Here is a 1169-nt window from a genome sequence, read left to right on the forward strand (position 1 = left end):
TCCTCGACCGGGCTTCGTTCCTCACTTCCATCGGCGGTATCGACCCGACCGATGGTGCGGCGATCAAGGCGGCCATCGACGCCGCCGTGACCGCAGATCAGACCCTCAAGGCGACCCGGGCGGTCGGCGCGAGCACTGTCGAAACTCCCGGCGGGACCGGCGAGCAGGGACAGATCACCGAAGCGCAGCTTGCGCAGATGACCCCCGAGCAGATCGCGGAGGCCCACGAGAAGGGCCTCCTCAAGGATCTGCTCACCTAACCCCTGAAAGGAGAGCCTCGTGGCTTTCAACAAGTTCAAGCCGGAGATCTGGAGCGCCCTGCTCCTGATCGCCCTCCGGAAGTCGCTGGTGTACAGCGCCTTCACCAACCGCGACTACGAGGGTGAGATCGCGGAGGCGGGCGACACCGTCCGCATCACCTCCGTCGGCCGCCCGACTGTCTCGAACTACGTCCCGGGAACGACCGTGATCGCGCCCGAGACCGTGGCGGACAGCCAGCGCACCCTCGTCGTCGACCAGGCGAAGTACTTTGCCTTCCAGGTCGACGACGTCGACAAGCGCCAGGCGAAGGGCGGCATCCTCGAGCAGCTCACCAACGAAGCCGCGTACGCGTTCGCCGACACGGTCGACCAGTACATCGCGTCGTTCTACACGTCGATCCAGCAGGCGAACCAGCTCGGTTCGATCTCGGTGTCGGCCGCGACCCCCGGGCAGGCGTACGACAACGTGCTGGTGCCGCTGAAGGTCAAGCTCGACAAGGCGAGCGTCGCGACCCAGGGTCGCTCCGTCGCCGTCACGCCCGACTTCCACGGTGTCCTCCTCCGCGACCCCCGCTTCATCAAGGTCAACGAGGCTGGCACCGACCAGGGCCTCCGAAACGGTCTCGTCGGCCGCGCCGCCGGGTTCGACATCCTGCTCACGAACAACGCCCCGAACACCACGGGCAGCGAGTTCGCGACGATCGCCGGCAACGACCGCGCGATCACCTTCGCGGATCAGATCAACAAGGTCGAGCCGTACCGGCCGCAGTCCTCGTTCTCCGACGCCGTGAAGGGCCTGCTCCTCTTCGGCGCGAAGAACGTCCGTCCCGACTCGCTGGCGAGCGCGCTCGTCACGGTCACGGCCTGAGAAAGGAGCGCTGACACATGGCACGCGCAACTCTCACCCCC

1 protein-coding gene is annotated in these 1169 nt (G+C 66.7%); it reads left to right on the forward strand.

The window, feature by feature from the left end; translation table 11 throughout:
* Nucleotides 1-279 precede the first annotated feature (279 nt).
* On the forward strand, nt 280-1128 hold the full coding sequence (locus ASG00_RS02995) for a phage major capsid protein (protein ID WP_056206756.1): 849 nt from the start codon (nt 280-282) through the stop codon (nt 1126-1128).
* The last annotated feature ends 41 nt before the right edge of the window (nt 1129-1169 follow it).

Source organism: Microbacterium sp. Leaf351, from assembly GCF_001423825.1.
Classification (GTDB): Bacteria; Actinomycetota; Actinomycetes; order Actinomycetales; family Microbacteriaceae; genus Microbacterium; species Microbacterium ginsengisoli.